The sequence below is a fragment of the Pedococcus sp. genome (assembly GCF_036000045.1).
Lineage (GTDB): Bacteria > Actinomycetota > Actinomycetes > Actinomycetales > Dermatophilaceae > Pedococcus.
In genome coordinates this window covers 1-25,025 of the sequence record NZ_DASYGF010000018.1, presented here as the reverse complement: position 1 = coordinate 25,025, position 25,025 = coordinate 1, and the positions used below count along the sequence as shown (strand labels likewise).

The window sequence follows — 25,025 nt, the reverse complement described above, 5'->3', positions numbered from 1 at the left end:
GGGACGGGTCAACCGCAACCCCTACCTGCCTCGCCGACCCTCACTGGCGTGGCCCTTTGGCTTCCAGGGGCTCGTCCGTTGAACCGGAGAGACGCTCAGTCGGAGGGGTGAAGGCCGCCCGGAACTCTGGCTCCAGAACGCCCATGATGACGTCGTCATGCCATTGACCCTCCAGCCGGCAGCTGTCGCGTTCGCGCCCCTCTTCGACGAAGCCGACACGCTTGTAGGACGCGATGGCCGAGGTGTTGAACGCCAACACGCGAAGGTCGACACGGTGGAGCCCAAGCTCACCGAACGCGTGCTGCAACACCAGCTGCGTCGCTTCGGTCCCCAGCCCACGCCCAAGGAACCGTGGGTCGAACATGCCGATGGCGTAGCGCGCCTTGCGGTCGGGCTCGCTCAGCGAGTGCAGGAACGCAACACCGGCCATACCGTCGGGCGCTTCGATGACCCAGAACGTGGAACTGTTCTGGTGCTGAATGTCATCGAACCACGCCCGGGCTTCGTCGGGCGTCATGGGTCGGGTGGCGCACTCGTGTCCGTAGTTGCGCTCGATGTCGTGGTGCCAGCCCCACTCTTGGCGGGCCTGCGCATCGTTCGGGCTCACGGCCCGGAGTCGCACGCGTGTGCCGAGGAGGGTGGGGGTGGTCATGACCCAGATGGTGCCCTACACCGGTGAGGGGGCACTCCTCCAGACACGCCGATGACTCCACCCTGGATGAGCTGTAAAGCCGAACAGGCCGGGGGTGGGGGGTGACGGGGGCGTTGAGGGGCAGGAGGAGTCGGTCCTTGCGGTCGGTGGGGTTGCACTGGACAGGCCCCCCTCATTCCGAGTGTGACAGCGCGGAGGCATGCCACGGCTCCCGGTTAGGTCAACCCTCGTCGGCAATACCGCGTCGCGGTCGACGTTGAGTACCCGCTTAGTCGGTCAGACATCGGCAGGCTGTTGGTTCGCGTCCAACCGGGGGAGCCAGGCAGCGTCCGCCTCGTGGCAACCCCGTCAGGAGCTCGTCGACTCACTGGGGCACGGGTCGGGTTGCGGAGGGTTCGTCGTCCGGTCGACCCGGAAGCCCGAGGGACCGAGGTTCGCGTCGACCGCCCGCTGCCAGGCTCCCGACGAGATCATCGACGTGATGGCCGTGGTGATCTTCTGGCACAGAGCCACGTCGCCGTGCCTGAAGCCGATCCCGTAACGCTCCTGCGAGAAGGCCTTGCCCACGACCCTGAGCGTGCCCTTGTATGCCGGCTCCGCGGCATACCCGGCAAGGATGGCGTTGTCGGTCGTCACCGCATCCACGCGCCCGGCGACCAGGGCCGCGACGCACTCCGAGTACGTCTGGTACTCCTGCAGCTGGACGCCGGAGTACTTGTCCTTGACCTTCTGTGCCGAGGTCGAGCCGGAGGCGGAGCAGAGCTTCTTGCCGGTCAGCGACTCCGGGCCGGTGATCGAGGTGTCGTCGGAGCGGACGAGCAGGTCCTGCCCGGCCACGAAGTAGGGCCCCGCGAAGGACACCTTCTTCTTGCGCTGGTCTGTGATCGAGTACGTGGCCACGACCAGGTCCACCTGACCGGTGGAGATGAGGGTCTCGCGCTGCGCCGAGGGTGCCTGCACCCACTGGATGTCGGACGCCCGATACCCCAGCTGCTCGGCCACGTAGGTGGCCACGTCCACATCCAGCCCGGCGTAGGTCGAACCCCGCTTGAAACCGAGTCCAGGCTCGTCGAACTTGATCCCGACCTTGAGCTTGGCGCCACCGCCAGCATGGGAGACGCCGCCCGTGCATGCACTCAGCCCCACGGTGAGGACCAGCGCAGCGCCCAGCGCCGCGAGCCGGCGAATGGTCATCCTGCTCCTACTCTGATGGTGGTGGCTGTGCGCGTGGGTGGCTGTGCGCGTGGGTGGATGTGTGCGTGGTGGCTCAGGCTCAGTGGCGCAAGACGCTACCGAGGAAGTCCTTGGCGCGCGCTGAAGAGGGAGCGGTGAAGAACGTGGCCGGGTCGGCCTGCTCGACGATCTGACCGTCGGCCATGAAGACGACCCGATGGGCAGCCTTGCGTGCGAAGCCCATCTCGTGGGTCACGACGACCATCGTCATGCCGTCTTCGGCGAGCCGCACCATCACCTCGAGCACCTCGGTGGTCATCTCCGGGTCGAGCGCGGACGTGGGCTCGTCCAGGAGCATCACCTTAGGGTCCATCGCGAGGGACCTGGCGATCGCGACGCGCTGCTGCTGGCCGCCGGAGAGCTGGCCAGGAAGCTTCTGCGCCTGCGGGGCTACCCCGACGCGCTCGAGCAGCTCCAGTGCCCGCTTCTCGGCGACGGCAACCGGGGTCCCGCGAACCATGATGGGCGCCAAGGTGACGTTCTCGAGGATGGTCTTGTGAGCGAAGAGGTTGAACGACTGGAACACCATGCCCACCTCCGCGCGCAGCGCAGCGAGCTCCTTGCCGTCTTCGGGCAGTGACCTTCCGTCGATGGTGATGGAGCCGGACTCGATCGTCTCCAGCCGGTTGATGGTGCGGCACAGGGTCGACTTGCCGGAGCCAGAGGGCCCGATGACCACGACCACCTCGCCCCGCCCGACCGTCAGGTTGATGTCACGCAGGACGTGTAGGTCGCCGAAGTGCTTGTTGACGTTCTGGAGGACGACCAGGGGCTCGGGGGGCTCGGTCACGTCGGCAACTTACACGGCCAGGCTGGTCTGCCCAGGTCAGTGCCAGTCGTCTCGGCCGGGACGCTCAGGCGACTTCGTGCACCATGAGCTCGAAGATGTAGGCCCAGCACTCGGCCCCCGTCTCTACGGACCGGACGCGGTAGATGCGGCGGTGGTCCGGCAGGAGACAGTCGCAGCGCGCGCCGTCGACGAGCTCGACGGTGCCGGCACACGCGATGACCGGCCCACTCACGGGCGGTCGGGGTGTGAACGTGAGGATCTCCACCACCCCAGTCTGCGCGAGCGTGTCCGGCCCCACCATGGCCCGTCCGGATGCTCGTTCCCGAGAACGGGCTAAGCCCGATGAGGGACGTCGTTCGACGTAGCCGGGCCGCCGAAGACGGAGCGAAGACCCGGCGCAGTCCGGAGCCGGTCGACGACCCAGGTGAGAGGCGTCCTCAGCAGGAGCCAGCCGAGACCTGCGACGAGCCCGCCGAACACCAGCCCACCCACGACGTCCCACGGGTAGTGCGCCGCGATGTAGACCCGCGCGAAGGCCATCACCAGCGCCGCCAGGGTGGCCAGGACGCCCAGCCGGCGATGGGCCAGCAGCAACCCCACCGCGACGGCGCCGGCCATCACGCAGTGGTCGGAAGGGAAGGAGAAGTCGGTCGTCACGCTGGCCAGTCGCAGCAGGCCCGGGTGCGCGACATACGGACGCTGCTCGGCGAAGACGTGACCGAGAGGCTGGTTCAGCGCCAGTGCCACGAGTGTGGCGATGGCTGCCCAGCCGGTCGCCGCGAGGTCACGTGAGCTTCGATGGCGAGCAGCGACCAGCCCCGCGAGCAGCAGCAGCGCGAAGACAACCACGCCGTACTTGGCATAGGCGTTGACGGGCCCGTGCAACAGCGGGGTCCGGCGGGCGAAGTCGTTGATGGCCAGGAGGACCCGGTCGTCGAGGCGACGGAGCTGGTTCACGCAGACCCTTTCGGTATCGGGCGAATGACCGCCCTGGAACGTACGCCAGCATGCTAGCCACCGCCGGGCGGTGCGCCCGGAGCGCCTCGCGTGAGGTCAGGACGTCTCCTGCGGCGTGACGCCCAGCAGTGGGGTCGTCCTGGCCCGGATGCGCTTGAAGCTTTTCGCGTACGCCTGCCGGGGTGTGTGGCATCGCGGTCCGGCAGGACCGTCAGTCCCAGATGGCCAGCTCGTCGGCACGCGGTCCCAGGACGACACCGGAGGAGCCGTCGAACGTCATGACGGCAGGGTTCTGCGGTGACCAGGGCTCCCAGCCCGGCGCCCCGTCGTGCGCGAACCCGACCCAGGCGTGGTGCATCACGTCGGCGAGCTGCTGCGGGGCAGCGTCACCTGCCATGGGCGCGCCACGACCCACGGTGTCGAACACGAAGGCGAGCTCGAGGGCGTGGCAGGCTCCCAGGGCGGCGACCGGGCTGGGCCACCCGAGCTCGTAGGCATGGACCGTCCCTCCCGCGTCGTGGTGGGCGGTCGCGAGCCGGTGCGCCGGCACCCGGAACCCCGCGTCCGTGAGGATGGCGCAGGCGATGTCGCCGGGCGAGGCGTCGGGGCGGTTCGCGGCATACAGCTCGATGGCCTGCTGGGGCCAGCCGTAGCGAGACGCCAACAGTGGCAAGGCTTCTCGCGTGACCGACGCGGCGACGCCTGTGGGCACAAGGAAGAGGCGGAACTCCTCGCGTGTCGTGCCTACGAGCAGGGGTATGCCGGCGGCGGACCCACCGGCGATACGGGCCAGAGGGACGTCAGGCACGAGGTCGCCATCGACGACGGGGAACAGGCTCATGATGCCGAGCCCGCCGCTGAGCACCGAAGGGCCCCAGCGGTCCGGGTCGGGGTCGGTCTGCATGGCCAGGCCCACGGCTGACTGGGCCGCCGTCACGAGGTCGGGGTCGAGGGCGGCGAAGGCCTCTGCCGTGGCAGGCACCGAAAGGCGGGCGGCGATCTCGCTGCTCACCTTGCGGGCGTCGTCGAGCGAGCAGACAGCGGTCGCGCCGCCGCTCTCGACGATGGCCCTGTGGAACAGGCCGCGCGCGGCTGGGGAGGCCATCAGTGTCGCCACGCTCATGCCGCCTGCGGACTCCCCGAAGACGGTGACGTCATCGGGGTTGCCACCGAACGCACGAATGTTGTCGCGCACCCACTCGAGGGCCGCGATCTGGTCGCGCAGCCCGAGGTTCGTTGGGGCGCCGTCCAGCACCGCGAACCCCGGGACCCCCAGCCGGTAGTTGACCCCGACGAGCACCACGCCGTCGCGGGCGAACGCGGAGCCGTCATAGACGGCCAACGAGTTCGCGCCCCGGAGGAACGCCCCGCCGTGGATCCACACCATCACCGGTCGGTCGGCTCCGTCGGTCGGTGCCCAGACGTTGACGTTGAGATAGTCGTCCCCAGGTGCCACCGAGCTCGGCAGCAGCGCATCCATCGGCGGGGGGTATGCCGCCTGGCTGGCCGTCGGTCCGGGCGAGGTCCCGTCCCGCTCGCCGTCCCAGGGGACGACGCGGCCAGGGGCGCGGTAGCGGTCGGCACCCACGGCCGGGGCGGCATACGGGATGCCGAGGAAGGCGCTGACGCCGTCGCGGGTCGAACCTCGAACGTCACCCCCGGTGACGCGAACGACTGGATCCATCGGCCCATCCAAGCAGAGCGCGCGTCCGTGTCCAGGGTCGACCCAGGACACAGACGCCCATGCCACGCACGGGCTCAGGACTGTCGCACCTAGATGGGCAGCCGTCGGAACACCGCTCCAGGCAGGTGCCTGAGTACCGACATCACGGGCCGCATCGCGCCCGGCACCCAGATCGTGCGGCTGGGTCCGCGAAGGTGGGCGACGACTGCAGCCGCCACGTCATCAGGACCGACCGCCAGGGGTGCGGGGTCGAGGCCGGCTGTCATCCGAGTTCGCACGAAGCCGGGGCGGACGACGAGGACGGACACTCCCGATCCGCGGAGTGTGTCGGCGAGCCCGGTCGCGAACGCGTCGAGGCCGGCCTTGGTGGCGCCGTAGAGGACGTTGCTCCGGCGCGGGCGCTCGGCGGCCACGGAGGACAGCACCACGATGGTTCCGTGACCCTGCCGTCGACACCGCTGCCCGACCACAGTCAGAGCAGCCACCGCACCCGTGAAGTTCGTGGTCACCACCTCTGCAGCGGCAGCAGGGTCCTCGGGCAGTGCATCGGCAGGCAGCACGCCGAAAGCCAGGATGACCACGTCGATGTCACCCGCATCGAAGACGGGACCAAGGACGTCCGCCGTCGCCTCGATGTCTCTGGCATCGAAGTCGACCGCCTCCACACTGTCGGGGCCAGCAAGCGCCGCGACGTGCTCGACCACTGCCGCGCGCGACGGCCCGGGCCTGCCGGCCAGTACGACCCGTCGCAGCGAGCCCGCCGCGGCGAGTCGCGCGACGGTGGCCGTGGCGATCTCGGACGTGGCGCCGAGAACGAGGACGGAGCTGGGTTGTCCCACTGCGTTCAGCACAGGTCGAGTCTCCTTGCAAGATCAGAGGTGAAGACATGGTCGGGGTCGGACTGGGCGCGCAAAGTGCGCCATTCATCGAGTCGCGGGTACATCACCCGCACCAGCTCGGGCCGCATCCGGCCGTCCTTGGCGAAGTACTGGCGGCCGCCGGCGCTGACGACGTCCTCGTCCAACCGGTCCAGGAGGGCCCCTAGGGACGGGTGCGCCGGCATGTCCACGGCCAAGGTCCACCCCGGCCGCGGGAACGACAGAGGGGCGGGCGCCGCCGGCCCGAAGCGCTTCAGGACCGCGAGCAGTCCTGGCACACGGTGTCTCTGGAGTGTCACGACGAAGCGCTCCACCGCGGCCGGGTCGGGCACCACGAACTGGTACTGAAGGAACCCGCGCCGACCGTAGAGCCGGTTCCACCCGGTCAGGACGTCGAGCGGGTGGAAGAAGGCCGGGATGCTCTGCACGTCCGTGGTCGGCTGTGCGGGTGCGCGTCGGTAGTAGGCCTCGTTGAAGGCTCGGACGAGGCGCGGGGTGAGGAGGCCTTGCGGTGCCCAGGGAGTCGCCGGTGCGAGAGCCCTGGCGCGATAGTCGGCCAGCGGTCTGCTGCCGGGCATGCCCTGCGGGGCATGCTCGCCACTGGTGACCACTCCTCGCCCGAGAGACGCCCCGGGGGCGAGCGTGTCGAGCCAGGCCACCGTGTAGCGGTATCCCTCGTCGTCGGCGACGAGCTGGGCCATGGTCTCCTCGAGATCGCGGGTCCGCGTAGTGTGGACCGTCATGCTCGAGGTCTGGATCGGCCGAAGCCGCAGACCCACGCGCGTGATGACTGCCGCGAGCCCCATGCCCCCGACCACGGCCGAGAACAGCGCGTCGTCGGGTGTCAGCCGCCGGGCCTGCCCTGTGCCGTCGACGATGTCGACGAAGGTGAGGTGAGAGCCGAGGCTGCCGTCGCGGTGGTGGTTCTTGCCGTGGACGTCCGAGCTGACGGCGCCGCCCATCGTCACCTGTCGGGTGCCAGGCGTCACCGGGACGAACCAGCCTTGCGGCACGATCCGGGCAAGGACGTCGTGCAACGACGCGCCCGCGCCGATCTCGATGGTCCCGTCCCGAGCCGGGATGCCTATCGTGTCGAACGCGGAGAGGCGCAGCACCTGACCACCGGCGTTCATCGCAGCGTCGCCATAGCTGCGCCCGAGCCCTCGGGTGAGCAGCCCGCGCCCGGCCGGTGCCTCCCGCGCCTCCAGGACGGCCCGCTGGACCGCCGCGACGTCCGCCGGGTAGCTCACCTCGGCCGTGGTCGCGACCGCACGGCCCCACCCGCTCAGTGCTTGTCTGGTCACAGGAGCACCCCCGCGGCATAGGTCAGGAGCCAGAGCAGGCCGAGACCCTGCAGGGTGCGGTCGTGGATGACGACCTCCTCGGGTTCCTCGACTTGGCCGCCGTCTGCGTCGAGTCCGTAGCGTAGGAGGGCCAGCACGAACGGGAACACGCTCACACCCACCCAGATCGAGTTGCCGTGGTGTGCCGCCACGTCAGCAGCCCACAGGCAGTAGCCGGCGATGGCCACCGAGGCGCTGATGGCGAGTATGCCGCGCAGGTAGGACAGCGGGTAGTGGGCCACGGCACGACGTACTGCGCCGTTCTCGTGCTGGGCCCGGACCAGCTCAGACAGTCTCTTACCGGCCACCATGTACAGCGAGCCGAAACCCGTGACGATGAGGAACCACTGCGACAGGGGTATGCCGGTCGCCACGCCTCCGGCGATGGCGCGGAGTACGAAGCCGGCCGAGATGAGTCCCAGCTCCAGGACCGGTTGGTGCTTGAGGGCGATGCTGTACGCCGCCGTCACCACAAGGTAGGCGACCACCACACCGCTCAGTGGGCCCCAGCTCGAGGCGAGGCCCGCCACCAGCAGCGCCGCGGCAGCCAGAACCGAGGCAAGCACGACCGCCACCCGGCTGGTCAGCAGCCCCGACGGTATGGGCCGCCGGCTCTTGACGGGGTGTAGCGAGTCGGCCTCGGCATCCATCGCGTCGTTGAGGCAGTAGGTGGCGCTGCTGGCCAGCGCGAGCGCGACGAACGCGGTGGCGGTGTGCAGGAGGACCCGCGGCTGCGTCAGCGTGCCCGCCGCCAGGGGGGCCGCAGCCACCAGAACGTTCTTCACCCACTGGCGTGGCCGCATGAGCCGAACCCCGGCTCGCAGCCGCGCGAGGGGACGGAGGTGAGGCACCCGTGGCGGTCGCCGCTGCATCGGTTTTCGGTTTCCTCTTTCTGGTCAGGTCTTCCGGTCGCGCCGTGGAGTAGGAACCACGTGGACCAGGCGCGCGCTGCGACCGTGTCGGCACGTACTAAGCAAGTTCTCAGAGCGTCACCTTAGGGTGGACCCTACTTGGCGCCGGGCTCGGCGACCCGCCATGTAGGAGTACGGAGATGGAGAGAGCTGCGTGACTACCCCGGTTGACCAACGGTCGCCCCATGCGCAGCCGCCGTTGCTTCCCGCCCGACCGCAGCGTCATCGCCTCACCCCTCGGCGGCGGCGGGTCAGGGCCGGCATCCTGGCCGTCGTGGCGGTGTTCCTCCTGGTCACCGGAGTGTCGGTCGGAGGTGCCCTGACCGCCCCGGGTACCGACACCACTGCCGCGCGGCTCGCCGAGTGGGCGCGGACCCACGGTCTGGGAGCGGTCGTCACCTACCTCGAGACCGAGCAGTACCAGCTCAGCAAGCCCAAGGTCGGTGGCACCGTCGCAGGTGGCATACCCAAGGTCTCACGCGGCGTGGTGCCACCCGCCCATACCCGAGGGCTGGTGCGACCCACCGACCTGCGCCCGGTCGTGGCTCCTTCAATCCCGGGCGAGGGCGTGTGGCAGCCGTTGCTGCAGGCGCACGGTCAGACGGCCGCCTGGGTCACGTTCCTGCGTCCGGACGCCCTGCACACCTCCTATGTGGTCAGCGTGGTGTGGATGAACCCCAAGCTCCTGCGGTTCGTCCAGCATCCCGGATACCAGGTGCCGGGCGACCCTCTCACCGGGCCGGACCAGCTCACCGCGGCGGAGCGGTCGAACGTCCTCGCCACGTTCAACAGCGGGTTCCAGATGGTCGACGCCGAGGGTGGCTACTGGCAGAACGGCACCACCGTGGCACCACTAGTGAGGGGCGCCGCCTCGATGGTGGTCTCGCGCGCCGGCGAGTTCACAGTCGAACGCTGGCCAGGGGGTCAGCCGGGCGCAGGCACGGCCGCGGTCCGTCAGAACCTCAGCCTGCTCATCGACCACGGGGTGGTCTCGCCACTGGTCTACAGCGCAAGCACTCGGGCTTGGGGCAAGACGGTCGGCAACGCGGCATACGTCTGGCGCAGTGCGGTCGCGACCCGCGCAGACGGTGCCGACCTGTTCGTGGTCGGCCCGGCCATGAGCGTCTCCACCTTGGCCGGTGTGCTGCAGGCGGCCGGCGCGACGGAGGCCATGGAGCTGGACATCAACCGCGACTGGACGAACTTCATCACGTACACGCACCCAGGTCCGGGGGTGGCGCAGCCGCACAAGCTCACCAGCGACATGCGTCCCAACTCCTACCGCTACCTCAACCCCTCCACGAGGGACTTCGTCGCCGTCCTGCCTCGTTGAGTGCGGGTGTCCCGAGCGACATGCCCCTCAGGCTCAGACCCTCATACGCCCACCCGGGCTGCTGGACCAACGACTGACTTAGTGTGCCAAGCGTTAAGGTGTGGCATGGCCGACATCATCGATCTCATCTTTGAGGATCATCACTGGTTCAGGCAGCGCTTCTTCTACCTGGACTCCGCCACTGGCGAGGCTGAGCTGAGGGCCGTCTGGGAGCCGTTGGCCGCCCGGCTGGAGACCCACGCCGACGCCGAAGAAGCGATCTTCTATCCTGCGTTGCTCAAGCGCGGCGACTCGGGGGACCCCAAAGAGGAGACCGAAGACGCCATCCACGACCACAACGAGATCCGCGACGCGGTCAAGGCGGCCCGCGCGGAAGCGGTCGGCACACCCGGGTGGTTCGCCGCGGTCGGGGAAGCCCGGAAGCAGAACGGCCAGCACATGGATGAAGAGGAGCGCGAGGGCCTGCCCGACTTCATCAAGAGCGCGACCGGGCAGCTGCGCCATGACCTGGCGATGCAATGGCTGCAGTTCTACTACGAGCACCCGGCGGGGAGAGGGGTCGACGAGACCGACAAGGACCCCGAGGCCTACATCCGGGACCACGACTGACCTCACCGAGCGTTGCGTGACACGGGTGGCCTCGTGCGGAGGCGACAACCGCCCCCCGATGCCTCGGGGGGCGGTTGCCCATCTGTCTCAAGGTGTCACCCCGTGTCGAACATCCGATGACGGGGTCTCCGCGCGTCGGTGGTGGTCGCCTGAGTTGAGAGCGGCGTCCTGGAACTGGTCCGGCACGCCTCGCGACGGAGCCGCGGTTGAGCCATGGGAGCAAAGTCCTCACGATGCTGCGGCGACCACTGTCTGACTCCGCTTGATGGGTTACCCGCTGGCTCCACTTCATGGGTGACGCTGTCGCCCGGGACCTCGCAGGTGACGTTGCTGTCGCGTGCGAGGGGCCGGGCCGATACGCAGAAGTGGCCATGCACGACTACACGCTCCTGCGGGACACGCCGTACCCGGGCGCGACCTCGCTCATGCCCGGCCGGGGCCCTTCATGTGTCTAGTGGCTCGGCTTGATCTTCGCTGGCGTCGGCGTCGGCGTCGGCGTTGGGGTTGGCGTCGGCGTTGGGGTTGGCGTTGGTGTCGGCGGTCCGGAGCTTGGTTGTTTGGCCGCCTGTGGCGATGGTCCGCTGGAGAGGTAGAGGTAGATCGTGGTCCCGCTCGCTGCCTTATGGCTGGGGCTGGTGTAGACGACGTTGCCCTTGGGTACGTTGCTGCCGACGTGCCCGCCGATCTGGAAGGAGAATCCGGCGCTCGTCAGGCGCTGGGTGGCCTCGGAGACCGAAAGGCCGCTGACGTCCGGCACCGCGACCATGTTGCCGTCAAGGATCTGGGTGCTGGGGTCGTGGAAGTTGCGGATGGGCATACCTTGGGAGGCTCTTGTCATGATCGCCTGCCAGATGGGTGCCGAGATGGTGCCACCGAAGACCTCGCCGTAGTAGGTCCCTGCGAGCGTGACGTTCTTCATCCGGAACTGCTTGTAGGGGGTGCCGACCCAGACCGCGGTAGCCAGCTGTGGAGTGAACCCGACGAACCACGACTGGTAGTGGTTGTCGGTGGTGCCGGTTTTGCCGGCGGCCGGGCGAGGGCCGAGGGATGCGCCGGTACCGGTGCCGGACGTGATGACGTTGGTGAGCAGTTTGGTTGCGCCTTTGGCGATGTCGGGGTCGATGACCTGCTTGCACGGCCTGGGTCGCAGGGTGAGCGGCTTCTTGCCCGTAGGCGTGATCGACACGATCGGGTTCGGCGGGCAGTACTTGCCCTCAGCGGCGAGTGTCGCGTACGACGTGGCCAAGGTGAGCGGCGTCGTCGTACCGGCGCCGAGGGTCACCGACGCGGGGGTGCACGGGATCGGCGACCCGTCACCGGAGTGCAGTCCCATCTTCGTCATGGTGGCCCGGACCGTGGGCGTCCCGAGGTGCAGTACGAGCGAGGCGAATGCCGTGTTGACCGACTTGGCCGTGGCCACCGCGAACGGCAGGGGCTTGCCACCGATGGCCTCGTCGTTGCGGACCGGCCAGTCTTTGGTCGAGCCGCACTTGCCTTGCTCTTGGGGGGTGTAGATCGCCGGGGTGGTCGGAGTGGCGAACTTGGAGGGGATCGTGCCGTTGACCGGGATTCCGCTTTCGAGTGCGGTGACGATGGCATACATCTTGGCGGTGGAGCCGAACTGGAAACCGTTCTCCCCGCCATAGGCGCGGTCGACGTTCCAGTTGACCTCGGTCAAGCCCCTGGACTGGCTGCCGGCCCCGGTGGTGTAGGTCGTGTTCTGCACCATCGCGAGCACCTTGCCGGTTCCGGGCTGGACGATGCTGGCTGCAGACCCGATGCCTGCGTTGTTGCCGATCGGCACCTTGGCGGTCAGCTGCTGAAGCGCCATCTTCTGCAGCGCCGGGTCGAGGGTCGTGCGGATGGTCAGGCCGCCTTGGGTGATGTTCTTGATGCGTTCGGGGACCGAGCTGCCGAGTTCGGGCATGGTCTTGAGGTAGGCCATGACGTAGCTGCAGAAGTACGGGTGGGGGGAGGCTGCGCAGTTGCTGAGGGGTTGCTTGACCTTGAGCATCTTCTTGACCGGGATGGCCTTGGCGGCCGTCCAGTCCTTGTCGGTGATGATGCCTAGGGTGTGCATACGGTCCAGGACGACGTCACGGCGGGCCTGGGCCTTCGCCGGGTAGTGAACCGGGTCGGTGGTGCTCGGGTTCTGCACCAGCCCCGCGAGCAGGGCTGATTGGGCGAGGGTGAGCTTCTTGGCCGTGGTGCTGAAGTAGTGCTCGGCGGCAGCCTCGATGCCGTAGGCCCTGTCTCCGTAGTAGGCGATGTTGAAGTAGCCCTGCAGGATCTGGTCCTTGGTCATCTTCTGCTCAAGGGTGACCGCGTACTTGAGCTCTTGGAGCTTGCGTGAGTAGTTCCGGGCTGCCGCCGCTTTGGCGGCGGCCGGGTCGTTGTTGCGAAGTGCCTCCGCCTCCAGTGTCATCTTCACGTACTGCTGGGTCAGGGTGGAGGCCCCCTGGACTGCCCCGCCCTGAGCGTTGGAGACGAGCGCCCTGGCGATGCCCCTTGGGTCGACGCCGCCGTGCTCGTAGAAGCGGTTGTCCTCGATGGCGATCTGCGCCTTCTGCATGATGGGCGCGATGTCCTTGAGCGTGACGATGATCCGGTTCTTGTCCTGGGGTGTGGCGATGACCTTCCCGGTGGCGTCCAGGATGCGGGACCGCTGCGCCAGAACAGCGGTGCTGATGTCCCCCGGCAGGTTGTCGAACATGGTGACGCCGGACGTCGCGAGGCTGCCCGCTGCTCCCGCGGCGGGGATCAGCAGGCCGGCGGCGAGCAGCCCCATGACCATGGCGGCAGCGACGAACGCGCAGAGGAGACGCGCCACTGCTCCTAGGTTGTTGGCGTGTGCGGCGCCGAATGGGGGCAGAGGCAACGGACGAGGTGGCCGGTCAGAGGCTCGTCGGTCCATGGTCGGTTGCCTTTCTGCGTGTGGTGAAGGTCTACTGGCGGGCGGATCAGCGCATGTTGCCGGTGTGCCCCAGCGAGAATCGGCCCGGTTGTGGCCAGACCGCCAGGCCGTGTGGGCCCGCGCCGACCTTGATGCGGTGGATGACCTTCCCGGTGGTGGTGTCGAACACGTAGACGACCCCGTCGTAGCGGCCCGAGAGCCACAGGGTTCGGCCATCCGCGCTGACACCGCCCATGTCGGGCGAGCCGCCACCGGGGATCGTCCACAGGGCGACTGGTGCCAGTGTCTTGGCGTCGAGCACCGAGATGCTGCCAGCGTCCCGGTTGCTGATGAACAACCGTTTGCCTGCCCGGTCGGGATAGATGCCGTGGGCTCCGGTCCCGGTGTGGATGAAGCCTTCGTATGCCGCGGTCTTGGCGTTGATGACCCAGACTCCGTTGCGGAGCATGTCGGCCACCAGGAACCTCGTGCCGTCTGGGGTGAGACGCACGTCTTGCGGCATGGAGGAGGCGCCTGGGCGCAGCCCGCTCTTGGGTCCTCCCATGCTGTGAGCCATGCCTGGTGAGGTGGCCCCGGGGGTGCGGATCGGGTTGAGGTTGATGGTCTTGATGATCCGGGTGGCGTTGCGATCGACGACGATCAGCTTGCCGCTGAACTCACAGCTCGCGATGAAGTAGGACAGGTCGGCTGAGAAGTCGGCGTGGTTGATGCCGTAGCAGGGCACCGGCAGGGAGCGCTCGAACGCCATGGTGTGGGGGTCGTGGACGTCGATGCGGCGCAGCCGCTCGGCCATGACGAGGGCGTGGGAACCGTCGGGGGTGAAGTACAGGTTGTAGGGGTCCATCACCGGCACTTTGGGTCCCGGCTTGCCTGTGGTGGGGTCGATCGGGATGAGGTCGTTGCCGTGGTCGTCGTTGACCCACAGGGTCTTCATGTCCCAGCTGGGCACGACATGTTGGGGTTCGCGGCCGGTGGGGAAGTGGTCGACGATGCGGTAGGTGCTGGGGTCGATGACGTCGACGGTGTTGGACTGGCTGTTCGGGACGTAGACCAGAGGCTTTGCCTTTCGTGCAGCGCCGGTCAAGGCGTCGACCCCCGCTGCGGCGTAGACGTTGACCGGCGCCGGCGGGCGGGTCGTCGTCGTGGGCCGGTGGGCGGACGAGGACCCTCCTGGCGCAGCGGAACCGGTGGCCGTTCGGGGGTTGGCGGAGCACGCCGCGGCGCTCAGGCACAGCACGGTGCCGACGAAGGTGAGGATGGGGCGTTTCATGGAGAGCACGGAGGGCACTTTCGGGTCGGGGCCGTGTGGCCGGCCAGCTGAGGTACATGGGGCGAGGTGACGGTGAGGTCGGGTCGTGGGCGAGGGCGAGTGCGATGGGTGGGTCGTAGTGCAACCTGCGTCATTGGATGTCCATGCGTTCGAATGCCCAGACGGACCCCCCGAGCAGAGCCGCTCCGAGTAGGAGGAGGGCCAGGGCATGTGCCGGCTCCAGTCCGTGGCTGACCTGGTTGTTGCCTACGGCCCAGTAGAAGGGGGAGGCGTCGCGGACCGTGTGGACCCAGTCGACGACTGGTGCCAGCGAGCTGATCAGGTACCCGAGTGCGGCGGTGCTGGCGCTTACGGCGAGGGCGAAGGGTCGGCTGCCGGTCAGGCAGCCCAGCAGCAGGGCCAGTAGGCCCAGGTCGAGGCCGAGCAACACGGTCCCGGCGGTGACCCCGAGGAGCGGGCCCGCGGCCAGAGTCAGCTCGAACCTTCGGCCCAACAGCCCAGCGGCCAGGGTGACAAGAGGGACCGGCATCGCCAGCACGGCCAACGCTGCGGCCTTCTGCGTCAGGAGTGAGCGCCGCGACAGCGGAAGCGCCGCGACGAGGCCGAGCTGAGCGTCTTCGTCCTGCCCAGCCACGCAGGATGCGCCATAGCCGATCGTCATCAGCAGCACGACGAGCGGGACGAAGTTCGCGTACAGGTTGGCATCCATCCACCCCGCTGGCGAGGTGAGCGACCCACTGACGCCGAACAGGGCCGCCATCGTGGTATTGCCCTGGGCCAGGGCATTCAGGGAGGTGTCGTTCTTAAAGGTCGGGTACAGCGCGACGATGAGCCCGGCATACGCGGCCATGCCCAGGCCGTAGCCCCAAAGCCCGCGCCGGCGCATCCGCAGGTCCAGTCGGGTGATGTCAGTGGACATCGGCGCCCTGGTCGTCGCGTCCGTCCGCATAGAAGGTGCGAAACAGCTCGTCGAGATCTGACGGCGTGGCCGTCATGTCCTGGACGTCGCGCCGGGCGGCTTCTTTCAGTAGCGGACCTAGTGGCCCGGTGACCTTGAGGGTGACGCGGCCCGGGTCGACCTGCACAAGGCTGACGCCAGGTATGTGGTCGAGTCCATAGGCGTCCTGGGGGTTGGCGAAGCGCAGCTCGACCGTGCGCGGCGCGCGGGCGCGCAGCCCTTCGACGCTGTCGACCGTCACCATTGTCCCGTCCCGGATGATGGCCAGTCGCTGGACAGCTCGTTGCACCTCGTCCAGGTCGTGGGAGGACAGGAACACCGTGGCCCCTGCCGCGGCCGACTCCGCCAGGAGTCTGGTGAACTCCTCTTGGAGCAGCGGATCCAGCCCCGACGTCGGTTCGTCCAGGACGAGCAGTCTGGGCCGGTGCATGAAGGCGAGCACCAAACCGAGCTTCTGACGGTTTCCCTTGGACAGCATCCTGACCGGACGGTCGAGCTCTGCCCCGAACCGCTCCACGAGCTGATCGCGGTACGTCGTGTCGGTCAGGCCGCGAGCCCGGCAGAACCGCTCAAGCGTCTCCTTCCCGGTCAACCTGGCAAAGAGGGCGAGCTCACCGGGCAGGTAGCCCACGTCCCGGCGCAGCCGCGCCCCATCCCGCACCGGGTCCATCCCCAGGGCGCGGACCGAGCCGGCGGTGGGGTGGGTCAGGCCCACGGCGAGGCGGATGGTGGTCGATTTGCCGGCCCCATTGGGGCCTAGGAACCCGAACACCTCGCCCGGGCAGATCTGCAGGTTGATGTCCTCGATGCCTCGGTGCTCCCCAAAGCGCTTGGTCAGCCGGTTCAGACTCAACACGGGGTCCAAGTCGGGGGCAGTCGTGAGGGTCATGGCTTTACCAGCCGAGCAGCGTTGCCGGGTCGGCGGCGGCCACCGGCTCGTCGGCCGCCTGCGAGAACGCGTCGAGTGCGTCGACGAGGGTCCGTGACTGTCGGGGGGGCATGGCACTGACGATGTCCGTGATCGCCGCCCGACGCCGGGCCGTGACCGTATCGACCAGGTCCTTGCCGTGAGGCGTCAGGCCGATGACCACCTCGCGCCGGTCGACCTCGTTCTCCCGGCGGACCACCAGCCCTGCCGCGATGAGTCGGTCGACGGCGCGCAACGCGGTCGACGGGCCGACGCCGAGGCGTTCCGCGAGCCGGTTGAGGCGCGTCTGCCCGTGGCCGCGCAAGACCACCAGGGTGCGGAACTGGCTGAGGGTGACCGTGTCCTCGACCTCGGCCAGCGACCGCGCGGACACGCCGACCAGCACCCGCGACGCGGTCAAGATCGTCGTGACCAGCTCGTCCACGCCGTCGTCCGCTGCCTGCCCGGCACGCCTTGTCACCGCCATGTCCTGACCTCCGCTTGTGTTGGCTGCAGCAAGTATTGCATGATGCAATTCATGACGTCACGTCCGCCAGTCCCGATCGACGAAAGCGCCACCCCCGCTGGGGCGACCCGCCGGATAGGCGGTATGCCGGGCAGTGTCGGTGTGGCCCTGCGGACGTCGAACTCTGGCCTGCTGGCGCTCTCGTTGGCGGTGGGGGCCGCGGCCGCCGGGTTCGCTGTGCTCTTCCGCTGGCTCATCCGAATCTTCACGCTGCTGTTCTCCGGCCATGCGGACTATGCGGCCGTGCCGGGGGCTGGCAACCCGTCCTTGCCTGGCCTGGGGCGGTGGTTCGTGGTGCTGGTGCCCGTCGTGGCGGGGCTGCTGTACGGGCCGTTGGTGCACTTCTTCGCCCGGGAGGCCCGGGGGCATGGCGTGCCCGAGGTGATGTTCGCGGTGTCGCACCGCGGGGGCCGTATCGCGCCGCAGGTGGCGGCGGTCAAGGCGTTGGCTTCGGCGCTGTGCATCGGTGGTGGAGGTTCGGTGGGGCGTGAGGGTCCGATCGTGCAGATCGGTTCCGCCCTGGGCTCCACGGCAGGGCGGTTGCTGAAGGTGCCGGAGGTCCGTTTGCGTGTCCTCGTGGCGTGCGGCGCCGCGGCGGGGATCGCGGCGACGTTCAATGCTCCGCTGGCGGGAGTGTTCTTCGCGATGGAGCTGATCCTGGCCGACTTCACTGCTCAGTCCTTCGGCATGGTCGTCCTGGCGTCGGTGGCGGCCAGCGTCATCGGCCGCGCAGTCCTGGGCGATACCCCGTTTCTTCGTCTGCCGCCGTTCAGCGTGGGCCATCCCGCGGAGTATCTGCTGTTCGCCGTCCTCGGGTTGGTCGCCGGTGGTGTCGGCGTCGGGTTCACCAAGGTCCTGTATGCGATAGAGGACCTGTGCGACCGCCTGTGGCGTGGTCCGGAATGGCTGCGTCCCGCGGTCGGCGGGGTCGTCCTGGGCCTGCTACTGCTGGTGTTGCCCCAGATGTACGGGGTCGGGTACCCGGTGCTGGGCAACGCCGTGGACGGCCGGTATGCGGTCGCGTTTCTGGCTCTGCTGCTGGTCGGCAAGATGGTGGCTACCAGTCTCACGATCGGCATCGGTGGTTCCGGTGGTGTCTTCGCCCCGAGCCTCTTCATCGGCGCGATGCTCGGCGCCGGGTTCGGCCAGACCGCCCACGCGCTGGCGCCGGGCATCGCCGGCCCGGTAGGTGCCTATGGGCTGATCGGCATGGGCGCCGTGTTTGCCGGCGCCGCTCGCGCCCCGATCACGGCCGTGATCATCCTGTTCGAGCTGACCGGCGAGTACACCATCATCCTGCCGCTCATGGCGGCGATCGTGCTGGCCACCGGCATCAGCCACCGGCTCTCACCGGACACCATCTACACGCTCAAGCTGCGCCGCCGGGGAGTCGCTTTGGGGCGCCCGGAAGCGATCGTCATGCCGCAGCCCCGTGCTCAGGTTCGGGACGTGATGCGCCCGGTTCCTGCGGCCGTCTCCGAGCGGGCGACCCTGGCAGAGGTCGCCGCCGCCCTGGCCAGCACCCCCTTCGGCATCCTGCCCGTGCTAGCCGAAACGGGCGACTACCTGGGGGTGGTCACCGCCCGTGGCGTCGCCGACGCCCTGGCTGACGGCCGACATGAGGCAGCGGCCGCCGCGCTGGTCACCGAGATCCCGAGCACCATCGGGGAGAGCGACACCCTCGAGAACGCCACGGAGGCACTGTCCCGCAACGGCACCAGTGCCCTGCCCGTTCTCAGCCCCGAAGGCGTAGTCGTGGGGTGGCTCGACTACCGGACGCTCCTCACCGCCCGACACCCGGCCTGAGCGGCGCCGGTAGCGTGAGCAGACAGAAGGCCCGCAGGTGACGCCCGGCATGAGGGGCGGAATGGGCGCGCTGATGTGGATGCCTCTTCGCCCGCCCCGGTTGGGCGGGCTGCTGGCATGGCATCCCCAGCCCATCCCCGTGCTGCCGGTGCTGTGCCTGGTCCTGTGGCTGGCGTACACCACCGGCGTCCTGCGGCTGCTGCACCGTGGCCACCGCTGGCCCGTGGGACGGCTGGTCAGCTGGACGGTGGGTCTCTTGACGGTGGTCGCGGTCACCGGTACCGCTGTGAACGGCTACGGCATGCGGATGTTCAGCGTCCACATGGTTCAGCACATGGTGCTCAGCATGCTCTCGCCATTGCTCCTGCTCATGGGTGCACCCGTCACGTTGTGCCTGCGGGCGTTGCCCGCCCGCGGGGTCGGAGGTCGGGTCAGGCGCCGGCTCGTGCGGATCCTGCACAGTCGTGCGCTGCGGGTGCTGACGGCCCCGATGCTGACCCTTCCCTTGTTCATCGCCAGCCTGTACGGGCTCTACTTCACCCCCCTCTTCGATGCGGCGATGCGGACGTGGTGGGGCCACGACTGGATGCTGCTGCACTTCGTAGCCGTCGGGCTGCTGCTGTTCTGGCCGATCATGGCGATCGACCCCAGCCCGCGCACCACTTCGCCGGTCCTAAGGATGCTCGAGCTGTTCCTGGCGATGCCGTTCCACGCCTTCTTCGGCGTCGTGGTGATGACCAGCACCACCCTGCTGGTGCGCTCGTTCGCGCGATCCCCGTCAGGCTGGTCGACCAGCCCCCTGAGCGACCAGCGGCTCGGCGGTGGCATCGCCTGGGCGTTCAGCGAGATCCCGACGCTGCTGGTCGTCGCCGCGGTATTCGCTCAGTGGTCGCGCAGCAGCGACCGGGAGGCCCGCCGCGGCGACCGCGCGGCGGCCCGCGACGGCGACCAGGCCCTGCGCGAGTACAACGCCTGGCTGGCAAACCTGTCGCGCCCGGACCCGAGCCGACCCGCCAACCCGGGCGGTAGGGGGTGAGGATCGCACTTTCACTTTTTGGGGCACGGGAGTGGCCCGCCCAACCTGGCCGAGACGCATCACCCTGCACGCCTTCCACGAACCTGTGAGGATCCCCTAATCAATGTTCCCTGATACCAACCGAACTCGCCGGATCGCGATCGCGCTTGCATCCACGGTCACCGTCTTGTCCCTCCTGGGCTGCGGCGCGAGCCGGAACCCGTCGGCACCGACTACGCCGCCTGCCACACCCACGTCGGGCACCGTTCTCGACAAGGCGATCCCCGCAGCGGTGGCGAACGTTCCACTCATCGACCAGGCCGGGCGGCACTTCACCCTGGCCTCCCTGCGCGGCAAGACCGTCGTGCTCGCGGACTTTCTCACCCTCTGCCAAGAGATCTGCCCCCTGACCAGTGTCAACCTCCGCGACGTCGCCAAAGCCCTCCCACAGGCCGGCGCAGCCCCCGAGATCCAGGTCGTCGAAGCCACCGTGGACCCCAAACGAGACACGGTGCCACGCCTCGCGGCATACCAGAAGCTGTTTGGCGCCAACCCCCACTGGACCTTCGCCACCGGCGACCAGACCGGCTTGGACAAGCTCTGGGCCTTCCTCGGCGTCAACCACGAGCAGGTCGGCGAGGACACCAAACCAGCCCCCCGGGACTGGTGGACCGGCGCCCCGCTGACCTACGACATCCAACACCAGGATGTGGTCTACGTGATCGACCCCCACGGCCACCTCCGCTGGTTCGACAACGGCACCCCGAACACGATGGGGTCCGCCCCACCCTCCACGATGCTCCGATTCCTCAGCGCAGAAGGCAGGAAGAACCTTGCGTCGCCCACCGACCCGACCTGGACCGTCAAAGACATCGAGCAAGCCCTGACCTACGTCACAGGACAACGCTTCCGCTGACTTCGAGGTCGTTCACGCCAGGTCCGCCGGCGGACGTCATCCCCTGGCCGGTGGCTCATCGCTGCGCCCGGGGTCGTGCCCGGCGACGTCCTTGCGTGGATCGGCTGGGCCTCGAACCGTGCTGTCGACCGGTTCCGCGAAACTCGGGACGCTAGGGTGGTCAGCGGTGTGCCGGGAAGTCTGGTCGGCGGCACGTTCCCGACCCTTGCTTGCCGCACACATCCAGGAGCCCAGTGTCCGAGACCGAGCGCTACGCACTTGCGATCCTGTTGGCGAGCGGGGCAGCCCTTGCTGCTGTCCTGCTGAACCGAGTGACCGAACGGATCAGGGTCCCTGCTCCACTGCTGATGCTGGTGGGCGCAGCCGCCGTGGCGAAGCTCGTCCCCGCCCTGGGGATCTCCGACGTTGTCACCGTCGAACATGTCGTGACCATCGCGCTGGCACTGATCCTGTTCGACGGGGGCATGCACATCGGCTGGCGACGGTTCCGCGCTGCAGCCGCGCCCATTGCGTTCGTGGGCGTGGTCGGGACATTCCTCACCGCGGGCGCTGGAACGGTGCTGCTGCACGCCTGGTTCGGGTTGGACTGGTACCTGGCAGCGCTAGTGGCCACGGCCGTCGCCCCGACCGACCCCGCCGTCGTCTTCTCGGTCCTTGGTAGGCGTGAGATCCGGGGGCGCAGCGGCACCATCCTGGAAGGGGAGTCCGGCGCCAACGACCCTGTGGGTATCGCCCTCATGGCGAGCCTGTTGGCTGCGGGCGGACTCAGCTGGGTCGCGGCCGGCCAAGTGGTGGGCCAGTTCGCGCTCCAAATGGCGATCGGCCTGGCTGTCGGCGCCATCGGTGGGAAGGCGCTGGTCTGGTTCGTGCGCCGCGTCGCACTGCCCAACGAAGCCCTTTACCCGCTGCGGACGGTGTTCTGCGCCCTAGCGCTCTACGGCCTTGCGACCATCGCTCATGGGTCGGGGTTCCTCGCAGTGTTCGTCGCCGGAATCGTCATCGGGAATCCGAGCGCCCCCTTCAAGCGTGAGATCGAGCGGTTCCACTCAGCCCTTGCGAGCCTCGGCGAGATCGTCGCCTTCCTGGTGCTGGGGCTCACCGTCGACCTGACGGTCCTCGCACGGTCCGACGTATGGGTGCCCGGACTGGCGCTCGGCGTGGCCCTGGCGGTGTTCATCCGACCGTTGTTCGCGGGTCTGTGCCTCCTGCCGGCGCGGCTGCGGCCAACCGAGCTGGCGTTCGTGCTGTTCGCTGGGCTCAAGGGAGCTGTGCCCATCTTGCTCGGCGAGCTGCTGCGCGCCGCCGATGTCCCTCAGGCGCAAAGGCTCTACGGGATTGTCGTTGTGGTCGTCGTCTTCTCGGTGCTCGTCCAAGGCGGTCTGGTGCCAACCGCCGTGCGGGTGCTGAGACTGCCGACGCGGCTGGTCCAGCCCGAGCCGTGGGCTCTAGGGGTGCGACTGCGCGAAGAGCCCGACGCAGTCCATCACCTCCACCTCGCCGCCGGTTCAGCGGCCGACGGCGCGACGGTCGCTGAAGTCGTGGACCTGGTGGGTGACGTATGGGTCAGCATCGTCGTCCGCGACCGGGTGCTTGTCCTCGTCGGACATGACACCAGGCTGGAAGCGGGGGACGAGGTCGTCATCCTCGCCGACCCTGGCCTTCACGATCGACTAGCGAAGACCTTCCAACCGCGAATATCGCCACCGCTGTCGTAGTGGGCTACTAGGGACTGTCCTGCTCGTAGTTGCACTGCCGACCTCGCCGTCCTTATCGGTTCGAGCCACGCGGGAGCAAGAGCGTGGATCACGTCATCATCGGGGTCGGTCCCCACAAACTGTCGGCGAGGATCGAGGTGGTCGACCACACGAACACAAACTCGGTCAGGGTCGGTTCACCACCGACAGGTCCGGCTTCGTCGCCATGTGTCCGTACGCCAGGGGCTGGCCCCTGCGGGTGTGGGCGGTCGAAGGAGCCAACGGCGTCGGCCGACCGCTGGCGCGGCGGCTGCTCGAGGCCGGTGTGAAGGTCGTCGACGTGCCGGCCAAGCTCGCCGCACGCTCGCAGCGGCTGGTCGAACGAGGCGATGCCCTACCCGCCCCCGGGTTCAGACCGTCGCCCGGCGCCAAGCCCTACTGGCGGAGCTCCTACCTGGACAGGCCAAGGAGGACATCATTCATACACTGGTGGGGCTGTAAGGGTTCGGTTGATGGTTGACGAATGTGTATCGGTTGATCCTTGACGCTCTTGGTTGTCAGTGTGCTCGGGGTGTCTTGGTCAGCGCACCTCCTAGGGGTTGTTTGTTGCGGACGGGTCCGGCGCTGTGGCGGGGGACGGTGCGCAGTAGTTCGTTGCCGACCCACAGCTGCAGGACTTCGGGTCCGACGTGGATGTCGCAGCGTTCGCCGGCACGGTGCCGGCCCACGCTGATCTGTTGCCAGGACACGCACACCACGCCGACGGTGGAGACCTTCCGGGCGACCCATTCCGGGCCGGTGCGGTCGGGCTGTTGGGCGGGTCGACGTCGTGGTGCGGTGCCGAACCGTTCGGCTGGGGTGTGCATGTCCAGGCTCTGGTGCGGTCTGTCCCGGTTGTAGGACTGCACCCAGGCGTCGAGCTCGGCCTGCGCGACGGGCATGGAGGCAAAGATCCGGCCGGTGAGGAACTCGGTGCGCAGCGACCGGTGGAACCGTTCGATCTTGCCTGTGGTGGTCGGGGAGCGGGGTGCGGTGAGCAGGTGCTCGATCCCGTTCTCTCGACAGATCCGGTCGAACAACACCTCGGTCGGGGGGTGGTTGAACCGCCCGGTGAACACCTTGCCGTTGTCGGTCAACACCTGCTCGGGAACCCCGCTGGCGGCCAATGCGGCCGCGAACGCGTCACACACCAGCTGGGTGCGCTCCTTGACCAGCAGCGCGGCGCACACACAGAACCGGGAATGATCGTCGATCCCGGTCAGGCACTTCAGGCTCGACCCGTCCGCCAGCCCGAACCCGCCCACGATGTCCATCTGCCACAGCTCCATCGGCCGGGCCCGCTCCCAGCGCCTCCAGGCCTCCTTACGCCGCCGCCGCGCCCCGGGGTCGATCAACCCCGCACGGTGCAGCGCCCGGTACACCCCGGACTCGCTCGGCACAGGTGACAGGCCCGCCCGAGCCAGCTCGTGCACGATCCGGCGCGCACCCCAGCCCGGATGTTGACGCCGCAGCTCCAACACGGCGACCTCTACCACCGCGGGCATCTGATGCGGACACGACACCGGCCGGTGGGAACGGTCGATCAGCCCCTCCAACCCCGCGATCTCATACCGGGCCAACCACTCATGCAAGGTCTGACGGGAAACACCCCAGGCCTGCGCGACCTCGCCGATCGCCCGCCCATCGCCGATCACCGCCAGGACCGCCTTGTACCTCTGCTCCGCCACGCTCATCTCCTTCATAGGAAGAGCGTCAAGGATCAGCCGGAACAGGTGTCAACCATCAACCGGAACACCGTCAGGTATCACCCGAAGGCCAAACGTCAAGCATCAGGCGAAGCAATACATTCGTCGTTGTGCCCTCGGGCAGATTCGAACTGCCGACACCCGCTTTAGGAGAGCGGTGCTCTATCCCCTGAGCTACGAGGGCGGAGCATGGCTGAAACCCCCGCTGTAAAGCTCGCTGGAATCCGGACCAGCCACGCAGCGGTCAGCGTAGCCGAGACGCCACCGATTCGGGCCGCCGGGGTCCGCTGGTCCCACCTTCGCAATTTGGCTGATCGCAGGCTCGTCGGTCACATCGCTACGCACTCGCGGACCGGTGCAAGCGCGTTATCATGCGTCCTGCGGGACTCTGGGGCGGCTCTGCGGGAAGGCCCTATGACGCAGGGCGTCGGACAGCGGGTCGTGGTTGCAGGGGGTCGGCAGCCCATTTCAGGTCAGCGGCGTGACGTACCACCAGACCTCCGAGAGCTCCCGAGCGGGGACGCGGCAACTGCGTCGAACGCGGCTGCAAAGACGCGGCACCTCCGCTGGTTCGAACGAGCGGCTTGCGGCATCGTCGTGCAGTTCCCTCTCCGGCTCGGGTCGATGAGCGTCACGAGGATCGCGAACGGGACATCACTTGCCGACGGGTCGAGATTGCGCCCGGCCAAGCACTAGATGTCCAGGCGTGGGTTGCGCACGGCAGCCGCGCTGAGGTTGACCCTGTAACGGCCCATGGCCTCCCCTTCCCGGCTTCCCGCAGGTCGAGCTCGGGCATTCCGGGGAGGGCGCCGAGGGACTTGGAGATGGGCTCCCAGGACTCCTTCCAGCACTGGACTCGCAGCGCGGACGCCCCGGCCGACGTG

At 68.4% G+C, this 25,025-nt stretch carries 21 protein-coding genes and 1 tRNA gene; 6 read left to right on the top strand and 16 right to left on the bottom strand.

The genetic code is table 11. The features are described 5' to 3' along the window. Positions 1 to 40: 40 nt before the first annotated feature. The 9 genes from VGN50_RS03285 to VGN50_RS03245 form a co-directional block, all read right to left on the bottom strand. The gene (locus VGN50_RS03285; RefSeq protein ID WP_327443208.1) at positions 41 to 652 is read right to left on the bottom strand and encodes a GNAT family protein; all 612 of its coding nucleotides are present in this window, start codon (positions 650 to 652) and stop codon (positions 41 to 43) included. Between the two features lie 348 nt (positions 653 to 1,000). Next, complete coding sequence (locus tag VGN50_RS03280; RefSeq protein ID WP_327443207.1) at positions 1,001 to 1,846, bottom strand: glutamate ABC transporter substrate-binding protein; 846 nt, start codon at positions 1,844 to 1,846, stop codon at positions 1,001 to 1,003. Between the two features lie 79 nt (positions 1,847 to 1,925). Further along, entirely contained in the window at positions 1,926 to 2,654 is a 729-nt protein-coding gene (locus VGN50_RS03275; protein WP_414694551.1) for an amino acid ABC transporter ATP-binding protein, read from the bottom strand. A gap of 85 nt (positions 2,655 to 2,739) precedes the next feature. Beyond that, positions 2,740 to 2,940, bottom strand: coding sequence for a hypothetical protein (locus VGN50_RS03270; protein ID WP_327443205.1), 201 nt, complete (start codon positions 2,938 to 2,940; stop codon positions 2,740 to 2,742). Positions 2,941 to 3,008: 68 nt separating this feature from the next. After that, positions 3,009 to 3,632: a phosphatase PAP2 family protein gene (locus tag VGN50_RS03265; RefSeq protein WP_327443204.1), complete on the bottom strand. Its 624-nt coding sequence runs from the start codon at positions 3,630 to 3,632 to the stop codon at positions 3,009 to 3,011. 211 nt (positions 3,633 to 3,843) lie between these two features. Continuing rightward, positions 3,844 to 5,316: a carboxylesterase/lipase family protein gene (locus VGN50_RS03260; protein ID WP_327443203.1), complete on the bottom strand. Its 1,473-nt coding sequence runs from the start codon at positions 5,314 to 5,316 to the stop codon at positions 3,844 to 3,846. A gap of 89 nt (positions 5,317 to 5,405) precedes the next feature. Beyond that, on the bottom strand, positions 5,406 to 6,167 hold the full coding sequence (locus tag VGN50_RS03255; protein ID WP_327443202.1) for a decaprenylphospho-beta-D-erythro-pentofuranosid-2-ulose 2-reductase: 762 nt from the start codon (positions 6,165 to 6,167) through the stop codon (positions 5,406 to 5,408). Further along, positions 6,161 to 7,498 (bottom strand): FAD-binding oxidoreductase, encoded by a 1,338-nt coding sequence (locus VGN50_RS03250; RefSeq protein WP_327443201.1) that lies wholly within the window; start codon positions 7,496 to 7,498, stop codon positions 6,161 to 6,163. The genes VGN50_RS03255 and VGN50_RS03250 overlap by 7 nt, the downstream gene beginning before the upstream one ends. Beyond that, a complete protein-coding gene (locus VGN50_RS03245; RefSeq protein WP_327443200.1) occupies positions 7,495 to 8,409 on the bottom strand; it encodes a decaprenyl-phosphate phosphoribosyltransferase in 915 nt (304 codons plus the stop codon). The genes VGN50_RS03250 and VGN50_RS03245 overlap by 4 nt, the downstream gene beginning before the upstream one ends. Positions 8,410 to 8,722: 313 nt before the next feature. Between VGN50_RS03245 and VGN50_RS03240 the strand changes: the two genes are divergently transcribed. Together VGN50_RS03240 and VGN50_RS03235 are read left to right on the top strand one after the other, a co-directional pair. Continuing rightward, the gene (locus tag VGN50_RS03240) at positions 8,723 to 9,781 is read left to right on the top strand and encodes a hypothetical protein (protein ID WP_327443199.1); all 1,059 of its coding nucleotides are present in this window, start codon (positions 8,723 to 8,725) and stop codon (positions 9,779 to 9,781) included. Between the two features lie 105 nt (positions 9,782 to 9,886). Then, on the top strand, positions 9,887 to 10,390 hold the full coding sequence (locus VGN50_RS03235; RefSeq protein WP_327443198.1) for a hemerythrin domain-containing protein: 504 nt from the start codon (positions 9,887 to 9,889) through the stop codon (positions 10,388 to 10,390). A 451-nt stretch (positions 10,391 to 10,841) separates the two neighbouring features. Here VGN50_RS03235 and VGN50_RS03230 read toward each other — a convergent pair whose 3' ends face one another. From VGN50_RS03230 to VGN50_RS03210, 5 genes are all read right to left on the bottom strand, one after another. Then, positions 10,842 to 13,220, bottom strand: a complete 2,379-nt coding sequence (locus VGN50_RS03230; RefSeq protein WP_327443197.1) for a transglycosylase domain-containing protein — start codon at positions 13,218 to 13,220, stop codon at positions 10,842 to 10,844. Positions 13,221 to 13,350: 130 nt separating this feature from the next. Further along, positions 13,351 to 14,574 (bottom strand): hypothetical protein, encoded by a 1,224-nt coding sequence (locus tag VGN50_RS03225; protein ID WP_327443196.1) that lies wholly within the window; start codon positions 14,572 to 14,574, stop codon positions 13,351 to 13,353. Between the two features lie 130 nt (positions 14,575 to 14,704). After that, complete coding sequence (locus VGN50_RS03220) at positions 14,705 to 15,493, bottom strand: ABC transporter permease subunit (RefSeq protein ID WP_327443195.1); 789 nt, start codon at positions 15,491 to 15,493, stop codon at positions 14,705 to 14,707. Then, on the bottom strand, positions 15,483 to 16,385 hold the full coding sequence (locus tag VGN50_RS03215; RefSeq protein WP_327443194.1) for an ABC transporter ATP-binding protein: 903 nt from the start codon (positions 16,383 to 16,385) through the stop codon (positions 15,483 to 15,485). Before VGN50_RS03215 ends, VGN50_RS03220 begins: the two co-directional genes overlap by 11 nt. A 40-nt stretch (positions 16,386 to 16,425) precedes the next feature. Then, on the bottom strand, positions 16,426 to 16,920 hold the full coding sequence (locus VGN50_RS03210; RefSeq protein ID WP_327443193.1) for a MarR family winged helix-turn-helix transcriptional regulator: 495 nt from the start codon (positions 16,918 to 16,920) through the stop codon (positions 16,426 to 16,428). A 57-nt stretch (positions 16,921 to 16,977) separates the two neighbouring features. Here VGN50_RS03210 and VGN50_RS03205 point away from each other — a divergent pair, with 57 nt between their 5' ends. The 4 genes from VGN50_RS03205 (at position 16,978) to VGN50_RS03190 (ending at position 22,417) form a co-directional block, all read left to right on the top strand. Then, positions 16,978 to 18,771 (top strand): chloride channel protein, encoded by a 1,794-nt coding sequence (locus VGN50_RS03205; RefSeq protein WP_327443192.1) that lies wholly within the window; start codon positions 16,978 to 16,980, stop codon positions 18,769 to 18,771. Positions 18,772 to 18,850: 79 nt separating this feature from the next. After that, positions 18,851 to 19,807: a cytochrome c oxidase assembly protein gene (locus tag VGN50_RS03200; RefSeq protein ID WP_327443191.1), complete on the top strand. Its 957-nt coding sequence runs from the start codon at positions 18,851 to 18,853 to the stop codon at positions 19,805 to 19,807. Positions 19,808 to 20,078: 271 nt separating this feature from the next. After that, positions 20,079 to 20,702 carry an SCO family protein gene (locus VGN50_RS03195; protein ID WP_327443190.1) on the top strand — a complete coding sequence of 208 codons (624 nt, stop codon included), beginning with the start codon at positions 20,079 to 20,081 and terminating at the stop codon, positions 20,700 to 20,702. Positions 20,703 to 20,935: 233 nt separating this feature from the next. Continuing rightward, entirely contained in the window at positions 20,936 to 22,417 is a 1,482-nt protein-coding gene (locus tag VGN50_RS03190; protein ID WP_327443189.1) for a cation:proton antiporter, read from the top strand. Positions 22,418 to 22,953: 536 nt separating this feature from the next. On the opposite strand, the gene VGN50_RS03185 is transcribed toward VGN50_RS03190, so the two are convergent. Both VGN50_RS03185 and VGN50_RS03180 read right to left on the bottom strand, forming a co-directional pair. Then, complete coding sequence (locus VGN50_RS03185; protein WP_327443188.1) at positions 22,954 to 24,138, bottom strand: IS481 family transposase; 1,185 nt, start codon at positions 24,136 to 24,138, stop codon at positions 22,954 to 22,956. Between the two features lie 114 nt (positions 24,139 to 24,252). Continuing rightward, positions 24,253 to 24,325 (bottom strand) — tRNA-Arg (locus tag VGN50_RS03180). Positions 24,326 to 25,025: the final 700 nt, after the last annotated feature.